The organism is Maribacter sp. (assembly GCF_039968975.1).
GTDB lineage: Bacteria > Bacteroidota > Bacteroidia > Flavobacteriales > Flavobacteriaceae > Maribacter.
The window spans coordinates 1-8,115 of the sequence record NZ_JBDVOT010000111.1 but is presented as its reverse complement, the minus strand read 5'-3'; the positions used below and the strand labels follow the sequence as shown (position 1 = coordinate 8,115).

Sequence of the window (8,115 nt, the reverse complement as noted above, 5' to 3'; positions counted from 1 at the left end):
TCGTTAAAGAAAACAATTAACTTTTCAATAGATAAGCCTACCAATGATGAAATTGAAGCTCCGCCTACTTTTACGTAATCGTTTTCTTGTCTTAGCCGTTTACCGTTACAGATATTACATTTGGTTTTGCCTCTATATCTAGAAAGCATCACTCTATTCTGAATTTTATAGCTTTTCTCCTCTAACATTCCAAAGAACTTATGAAGTCCAATAAAATGTGCATTACCATCCCATACCAATTGTCTTTGCTCCTCAGAAAGCTCAAACCAAGGTTTATGGATAGGAAAATCATATTTGTAAGCAGAGTTTACCAATTGATCACGGTAAAAACTCATGCTTTCACCTCTCCACGGAAAAATAGCATTTTCATATACCGATAGCGCTGTGTTTGGTACCACTAAATCTTCATCAATACCAATTACATCTCCATACCCTTCACATTTAGGGCATGCGCCGTACGGATTATTAAAACTAAAAAGGTGGACGTTAGGTTCCAAAAAGGTCATTCCGTCCAATTCAAACTTATTGCTGAACGGAGTTTGTTTACCATCTGCCAATTCTTCGATCAAACATTCGCCCTTACCTTCAAAGAATGCAGTATCAACGGCATTAGCCAATCGATTATAAAAGTCTTCATCATCTTTGGTGATAATTCTATCTATGACCAAATCGAATTTTTTACCAATATCTTCAGGAGCTTGATCTATACGAAGTACTTTGTCATTATACTTTATACGTGCATAACCTTGTTTAGAAAATAGCTCTAATGATTTTAACGCATCTCTATCTTCACGAATATTAATAGGTGCTAAAAGTAGAAGCTTTGTGCCCTCGTCATATGTTTTTACGTAATTTACTACATCGGTTACCGTATGCTTCTTAACTTCCTTACCTGAAATAGGAGAGAAGGTCTTACCAATACGTGCGTATAATAGTTTTATATAATCATATATCTCTGTAGTGGTACCTACCGTAGATCTAGGATTGGTAGAATTTACTTTTTGCTCAATGGCAATTGCCGGTGCTATACCTTTTATATAATCTACTTTTGGTTTATCTAGTTTACCTAAGAACTGCCTAGCGTAAGAAGAAAGGCTTTCTACATAACGTCTTTGACCTTCCGCATATAGGGTGTCAAAAGCTAAACTTGATTTACCAGAACCTGATAAACCTGTTATTACAACAAGTTTATTTCTAGGTATTACAACATCTATATCTTTAAGGTTGTGCAGTTTTGCTCCTTTAATTATGATGTTTTCTTTCGGATTTACTTCGGCTAGTGTAGGCATACAAATATCTAAGTTTACAAAGATACGCTTTGCCTTTTTTCTGAACTAAAAAATGCCGTTTATCTAAAAATTGCACAAGAAATTTTCACATTTTTATAAGAGTATTTATTTTTTTATATCTTTGAGCTCTCACAAAAACTCAATTTGCCTATAACGCAACATTACTTTTAAAAGTTAGAATTTAACCATTAGACCCTTATTCACTATGAATTTGGGGCTGCTTTTTAACCCTACAAGTAACGTTATGGTAGTACAAGTTGAAGATTCCCAATTAGTAAAAAAATACATTCAAGGAGACGAAAAAGCTATAGAAGCTCTTATTAATCGTCATAATTCTCGCCTTACTGGTTTTATATATTCCAAAGTAGGTGACCGTGAGCTGACCGAAGACATTTTTCAAGATACATTCATGAAAGTTATACGTACCCTTAAAAGAGGTGCATATAATGAAGAAGGTAAATTTTTACCTTGGGTAATGCGTATTGCTCATAATCTTGTTATCGATCATTTTAGAAAGCATAATAGAATGCCAATGTATAATAGTAAAGAAAGCTATAATATATTTTCATTATTAGGTGACGATAAATTGAATGCTGAAAAGCAATTGATTAAAGAGCAGATAGATTCTGATTTGCTTAAAATGATTAAGGAACTACCTGAAGATCAGCAAGAGGTTCTAGAAATGCGAATTTATAAGGATATGAGTTTCAAAGAAATTTCTGATAATACAGGTGTGAGTATTAATACCGCTTTGGGTAGAATGCGCTACGCTTTAATTAACCTTAGAAAGCTGGTAGAGGCCAATAATATAGTTTTAACGAATTAATTGGTCACAGGTCGACTGGATCTACTATCTTCATCAATGTGTCGTTCTTTAGATGAACCTAAATAACACGTAGCATGGAAAATATATACACTAAAGACCAGAATAAAACTAAATTAGTTAAAGCTAAGCCAGAAACAATTCAGTTTTTGCTTTCTTATTCTAAGTCTTTAAATATTACAGAAGTAGACGGATTGCAGTTTGAGAGTAACTTAAACTAAAGTATTCTTACATTATATATATGAACCCTTAGGCATTGCCTAGGGGTTTTTTTATGCTCAAAATTGGTTTAGGACAGTAATTTACTGCTTGTAGGTACCTTTTTCTTTGTAGGACTATGGGGTTTTCTATAGTTCCTTATATATAGGTATACTATTGTGGAGCTAATATTTAAGGGCTTTTAGGCTATTTTACTCTTTCCTACATTTCTTGGCGGAACTATCTGAAATTCTTTTTATTGTGTAGAAATATACTTTTTCGATGTTTCACATCAAAAAAACGCGGTTTGACAACATACTTTTTCCTACAGCGCCCCTTTTCTCTAGTTTTATATCAGAAATAAAAAACAAACCAATTAACTAAAAGGATTAACCCAATCTTAACCAATTAAAGAAAGTAACTCGTATGAAACTACAAATTGAAGACTCAGAATTAGTTAAAGATTACATCAACGGTAACGAAGCTGCCTTAGAAGTTTTAATTAACAGACACAATCAACGTATTACTAGTTTTATCTATTCTAAGGTTTTAGATAGGGATATCACAGAAGATATTTTTCAAGATACCTTTATTAAGGTAATCAAAACTTTAAAAAGAGGTAAGTATAGTGAAGAAGGTAAATTTTTACCATGGGTAATGAGAATTTCTCATAACTTGATTATCGATCACTTTAGAAGAAACAAAAGAATGCCAATGTTTGAAGGTAGTGATGACTTTAATATCTTCTCTGTAATAGGTGATGATAAGTTAAATGCCGAAAAACAATTAATAAAAAATCAAATTGATACTGATTTAAGACAACTAGTAGAAGAGTTGCCAGATGATCAAAAAGAAGTTCTTTTAATGCGTATCTATAAAGATATGAGTTTCAAAGAAATCTCTGAAAATACGGGTGTTAGCATTAATACTGCTCTTGGTAGAATGCGTTATGCTTTAATTAATCTTAGAAAAATCATTGAAAAAAACAATATAGTTCTTACGAATTAATTTGGAGTAGAAAATAGAATAAACAATATTTCCAAATTTGCTGCGTTATTTTATTGTAACAACGTAGGAAGTATGGAAAAAATTTACTCAGATTACCAAGAACAGACCGGATTTAACAAAGTTTGTCCGAAGACAATCAACTTCTTATTGAGCTATTCACAAGCCCTCTATGAATTTGAACACAAAGATTTAGAATTCGAAGTATTTTTGAATTAATAAACAAAACCCGCTTTTAGCGGGTTTTTTTCTTTTTATAGTAGTCGTTTAGCACTGTTTTTCTCCCAATTGTCTTCGTAATTATATCCTTTTCCAAATCCCACCCTCTTGCAGGTGAATATTCTCTACCATACCAAATAATTTGTAAATGAAGATCGTTCCAAATTTCTTTAGGAAATAAACGTTTGGCATCTTTTTCTGTTTGCACTACATTTTTTCCGTTCGTAAACCCCCATCTATATAGTAATCTATGAATATGTGTATCTACAGGAAAGGCAGGTATACCAAAAGCTTGTGAGATTACAACACTTGCTGTTTTATGGCCTACGGCCGGTAATTCTTCTAAATATTCTAGATCTTTAGGTACTTCGCCATTATGTTTATCAATCAAAATTTGAGATAAACCATGAATACCCTTTGCTTTCATGGGTGAAAGACCTACCGGTTTTATGATTTCCCTGATTTCGTCAACACTTAATTTGATCATGTCATATGGATTGTCTGCTTTTGCAAATAGTAGGGGAGTGATTTTGTTTACCCTAACATCTGTACTTTGAGCTGACATTAATACAGCAATTAATAAAGTATATGGATCTTTATGATCTAATGGTACTGGAATTTCTGGGTATAGCTCTTTAAGAGTGGAAATTGTAAAAGCAATTTTTTCGGCTTTCGTCATTAATTGTTTAATTTTGATTGCAAATATTTAAACACAAATTTATAAAACTTCATTTATGAATACGCTAAAAGTTGGTGATAAAGTACCATCGTTCTTCGCTAAAGATCAAGATGGCAATACCATTACATTAGAGGACTATTCTGGTAAAAAATTAATAGTTTTTTTCTATCCAAAAGCAAGTACACCTGGTTGCACGGCTGAAGCATGTAATTTAAGGGATAATTATAAAGAATTACAATCTGAAGGCTATGAACTTTTAGGAGTAAGTGCAGATTCTGAAAAAAGACAGGCAAAATTTAAAGAGAAATATGAGTTTCCTTTTCCGCTTTTGGCAGATGAAGACCATACCGTAATTAATGCGTTTGGTGTTTGGGGCTTAAAGAAATTTATGGGCCGTGAGTATGATGGTATCCATAGAAAGACTTTCGTTGTTGATGGTGAAGGTATAGTAACTAAAGTAATTGATAAAGTAAAAACTAAAGATCATGCAGCGCAGCTAATAGATTGATATTTAGTTTGTTATATTTAAAAAAGCCCATTTTCAAATGGGCTTTTTTATTTCTAGTATGCTTAAAACCAATTAGTTATTTGGTTTCTTGATCTTCAGTTTTGCGAGTAAATAATTGCTTTTGTTTGATGATTTCAGCAATACCTTCTGGTAACATTTGTTCCCATCCCTCATCATTGTTCATCAGTTTTTTAAGAACATCTCTAGAGAAAATATGCATTACTTCTGGTTCGTAATCTATGATGTCCATTACCTTACCGTTATACTTAAAGAACTTGTATAATTCTTTCATACGTGGGTGAACCTTTACGTTGTTACTGGTCATTATCTGACCGGTATCTGCATTTTTCATTGGGTATAGATACACTTGTAAATCTTTAAAGAACAATTTACCAAATGCTTCTAGAATGCCACCACTTAAATGACGGTAGTATTTTTCATCGAATATGTCTACCAGGTTATTTACACCCATGGTCAAACCAATTCTATTTTTGGTATAGTTATTAAAATACTCTACCAATTTATAATATTCCTGGAATTTTGAAATCATTACAGAATGACCAAGAGAACAAAGTAATTCTGCCCTGTCCATAAAATCTTGCTCATCAATTTCACCAGATGCCTTAAGGTTAGAAAGTGTTATTTCAAAAATAACAATGGTATTGTTCTGGTCAACGCCTTTGTCACGAATGAAAATGTCATAAGACTTCTCAAACATATCTAAATTCACCTTGGTTACGGGTCTAAAACTACCACGCAATGCCAAGATATTCTTTTTGTAAAGTACGGCGGCAGGCAAAAGGTTGTTGCCGTCAGGACCGAACATTACGGCATCTGTCATGTCATTTTTAATAAGCTGTAAACTCATTAATCGGTTATCAACCTCTTTAAAGTTTGGTCCAGAGAAGTTGATCATATCAATTTCTAAGGTGTCCTTATCTATATGGTCATATAGATATTTCAACATCTTCTTTGGCTTGTGATACTTGTAAAAAGCACCATATATTAAGTTGACACCAAGAATCCCTAAAGTTTCTTGTTGTAGCCTAGCTTCGTTCTGCTTAAAACGAATATGAAGAATAATTTCATCATATTCTTTTTGGTTAGGGTCTAGCTGGTAACGAATACCGATCCAACCATGACCTTTATATCTTTTAGAAAAATCTATAGTAGCTACAGTATTGGCATAAGAAAAGAACAATCTTTCTGGATGGTTTTCGCGACTAATACGCTCTTCCATCAATTGCATTTCATAGTGCAGCATGGTTTTTAACCTTGCTTGGGTTACATATCGGCCATCAGACTCAATACCATAAATAGCATCACTAAAGTCTTTGTCATAGGCACTCATTGCTTTCGCAATGGTACCGGATGCACCACCCGATCTAAAAAAATGACGTGCGGTCTCTTGACCGGCGCCAATTTCTGCGAAGGTTCCGTATATATCCGGATTCAGATTTATACGTAGGGTTTTTGCTTTAATAGAAGGGATATTTTCAAAAACACTATCTCTTTTTAATACCGATGCCATTTTTTACCTGTTTAGCTTTTAACAAAGTTATAAAGAATGGTTGTGACATTGGGCAATAGGTGTAAAAAAAAGGTATAAGTTTCGGTTATTGTTTTTATTCCCTTTTAAATACAGCGATCTTATAATTTTCAATAACCAATTTTATTAAAAAGGAATTAAATTTGTATTACATGACTAATAAATTACGTGTTACTTTTTTAGGAACGGGAACTTCTCAAGGTATTCCCATCATTGGCAGTACGCATCCGGTTTGCTTAAGTGATAACCCTAAGGATAAAAGATTGCGGGTTTCTGTTTTACTTTCATGGGACAATTTCAATTATGTAATAGATTGTGGTCCAGATTTTCGTCAGCAAATGTTACGACAAAACGTGACACATTTAGACGGTATTCTTTATACTCATGAACATTCTGATCATACGGCTGGCTTAGATGATATTAGACCTTTCTTTTTTAGGCAAGGTAACATTCCTGTTTATGCACATAGTAGGGTAGTGCAATCTCTTAGAAAGCGATTTGATTATATATTTCAAGAAGAAAACAAATACCCTGGTGCACCAACGGTAGATATTAATTTTGTCAATAATAATGAGCCATTTCAAATAGGTGATAGCATGGTTACCCCTGTAAACGTATTGCACAATAAGCTACAGGTATTTGGTTATAGAATTGGAGATTTTACATATTTAACTGATGTAAAAACAGTACTACCAGAAGAAATAGAAAAAATTAAAGGTTCTAAAGTGATTGTAGTTAGTGCATTGCGAATAGAACCTCATATTTCTCATTTTAATTTAGAAGAAGCACTTGCTTTTATAAAAGAGGTAAATCCTGAAAAAGCATACTTGACACATATTAGTCACCTACTTGGTTTTCATGACGAAGTAGAAAAAATGCTGCCGAATAATGTACATTTGGCTTATGATAATTTAACAATCACCATTTAATTATGAAGAGTAAAATATTTCTTTACCTATTTTTATTTGTATCATTAATTTGTCTTTATCTAGTGGTAAGTAGCGGTAATATGGCAGAAGCGAATGCTAAGACAATTACTAGACTGGAAAAACAAACAGAAGAATTAAAAGACTCCGTTCAAAAATCTTCCTTGAAAGTTTTAGATATGCAGTATTTCTCATTAGAGAATAATGATGATGCATTGGCTTATTTTGAACATTTAGACTTGAAAGATCCCGCTGGTTATGTTGCCGATAAATTATTGGAAACCAATGCTCAAAAAGGGGATAATCCACTAGTGCCTTACGAGGGAATGGAGAGTGATTTTAAAATCAATAAAATTAAAGTTCTTAACCATAAATGGATACTTACCGATTTTTCTGATGGCAAATATTGGGGAGAATTATTGATTAGGTATGAATTGAAAGATGATCTTGGGGTAGATTTTACCTTGGTAGATCACCTATTATATACGCGTAGTAATTAGATTTTATCTGAAATCCATTTTTTAAGTGAGTAGAAGTTCTGCGGAGCAACACCATGACCTGCAGGAAATTCTTCGTAAACATGCTTTATACCCAATTCTTCCAATAGTTTTGGTGCCTTTCTAGCCCAGTCTACAGGTATCACTTGGTCCATGTCGCCATGAGAACTGTAGAAATTTAGATTGTCAAAGTTGTTGACTTTGTACGAATCTATTAAGATAGATTCATTGATATATCCGCTTAAAGCAATAATATTTTTTACTTTTTCTGGATATGACAATGCCACTGCATAGCTAAGAATAGTACCTTGGCTAAAGCCTAAAAGATTAACATTGTTCTCGTCTAAACCATAGGTGGAACAAGCTTCTTCAATAAAGTTCTTGATTTTATCACGAGAATCTATAGCTTGGTCGTCATCGCT

Annotated in this window: 9 protein-coding genes and 1 pseudogene; 6 read left to right on the top strand and 4 right to left on the bottom strand. The window is 33.1% G+C overall.

All coding sequences use genetic code 11. From position 1 onward, the window contains the following. Positions 1 to 1,289 (bottom strand): annotated as a pseudogene (locus ABJI11_RS07680) (excinuclease ABC subunit A); the annotation flags it as partial. Between the two features lie 244 nt (positions 1,290 to 1,533). On the opposite strand from ABJI11_RS07680, the gene ABJI11_RS07675 reads away from it, so the two are divergent. From ABJI11_RS07675 to ABJI11_RS07665, 3 genes are all read left to right on the top strand, one after another. Further along, entirely contained in the window at positions 1,534 to 2,115 is a 582-nt protein-coding gene (locus ABJI11_RS07675; RefSeq protein ID WP_348350925.1) for a sigma-70 family RNA polymerase sigma factor, read from the top strand. A 74-nt stretch (positions 2,116 to 2,189) separates the two neighbouring features. After that, entirely contained in the window at positions 2,190 to 2,333 is a 144-nt protein-coding gene (locus ABJI11_RS07670) for a hypothetical protein (RefSeq protein ID WP_276493927.1), read from the top strand. A 403-nt stretch (positions 2,334 to 2,736) separates the two neighbouring features. Then, positions 2,737 to 3,318, top strand: a complete 582-nt coding sequence (locus ABJI11_RS07665; protein WP_036153733.1) for a sigma-70 family RNA polymerase sigma factor — start codon at positions 2,737 to 2,739, stop codon at positions 3,316 to 3,318. 232 nt (positions 3,319 to 3,550) lie between these two features. Here ABJI11_RS07665 and nth read toward each other — a convergent pair whose 3' ends face one another. Next, on the bottom strand, positions 3,551 to 4,213 hold the full coding sequence (nth, locus tag ABJI11_RS07660; RefSeq protein ID WP_348350923.1) for an endonuclease III: 663 nt from the start codon (positions 4,211 to 4,213) through the stop codon (positions 3,551 to 3,553). Positions 4,214 to 4,268: 55 nt separating this feature from the next. On the opposite strand from nth, the gene bcp reads away from it, so the two are divergent. Continuing rightward, complete coding sequence (gene bcp / locus ABJI11_RS07655; RefSeq protein ID WP_348350921.1) at positions 4,269 to 4,721, top strand: thioredoxin-dependent thiol peroxidase; 453 nt, start codon at positions 4,269 to 4,271, stop codon at positions 4,719 to 4,721. Positions 4,722 to 4,797: 76 nt separating this feature from the next. On the opposite strand, the gene ABJI11_RS07650 is transcribed toward bcp, so the two are convergent. Then, positions 4,798 to 6,252, bottom strand: coding sequence for a TonB-dependent receptor (locus tag ABJI11_RS07650; protein WP_276493924.1), 1,455 nt, complete (start codon positions 6,250 to 6,252; stop codon positions 4,798 to 4,800). Between the two features lie 170 nt (positions 6,253 to 6,422). On the opposite strand from ABJI11_RS07650, the gene ABJI11_RS07645 reads away from it, so the two are divergent. Together ABJI11_RS07645 and ABJI11_RS07640 are read left to right on the top strand one after the other, a co-directional pair. After that, positions 6,423 to 7,199 carry an MBL fold metallo-hydrolase gene (locus ABJI11_RS07645; RefSeq protein ID WP_348350919.1) on the top strand — a complete coding sequence of 259 codons (777 nt, stop codon included), beginning with the start codon at positions 6,423 to 6,425 and terminating at the stop codon, positions 7,197 to 7,199. A 2-nt stretch (positions 7,200 to 7,201) separates the two neighbouring features. Further along, a complete protein-coding gene (locus ABJI11_RS07640) occupies positions 7,202 to 7,696 on the top strand; it encodes a hydrolase (protein WP_348350917.1) in 495 nt (164 codons plus the stop codon). Here the strand turns inward: ABJI11_RS07640 and ABJI11_RS07635 are convergent. Then, positions 7,693 to 8,115 (bottom strand): alpha/beta fold hydrolase (locus tag ABJI11_RS07635; RefSeq protein WP_348350915.1); only part of this gene is annotated, 423 nt, incomplete at its 5' end. The two genes, ABJI11_RS07640 and ABJI11_RS07635, sit on opposite strands and share 4 nt — an antisense overlap.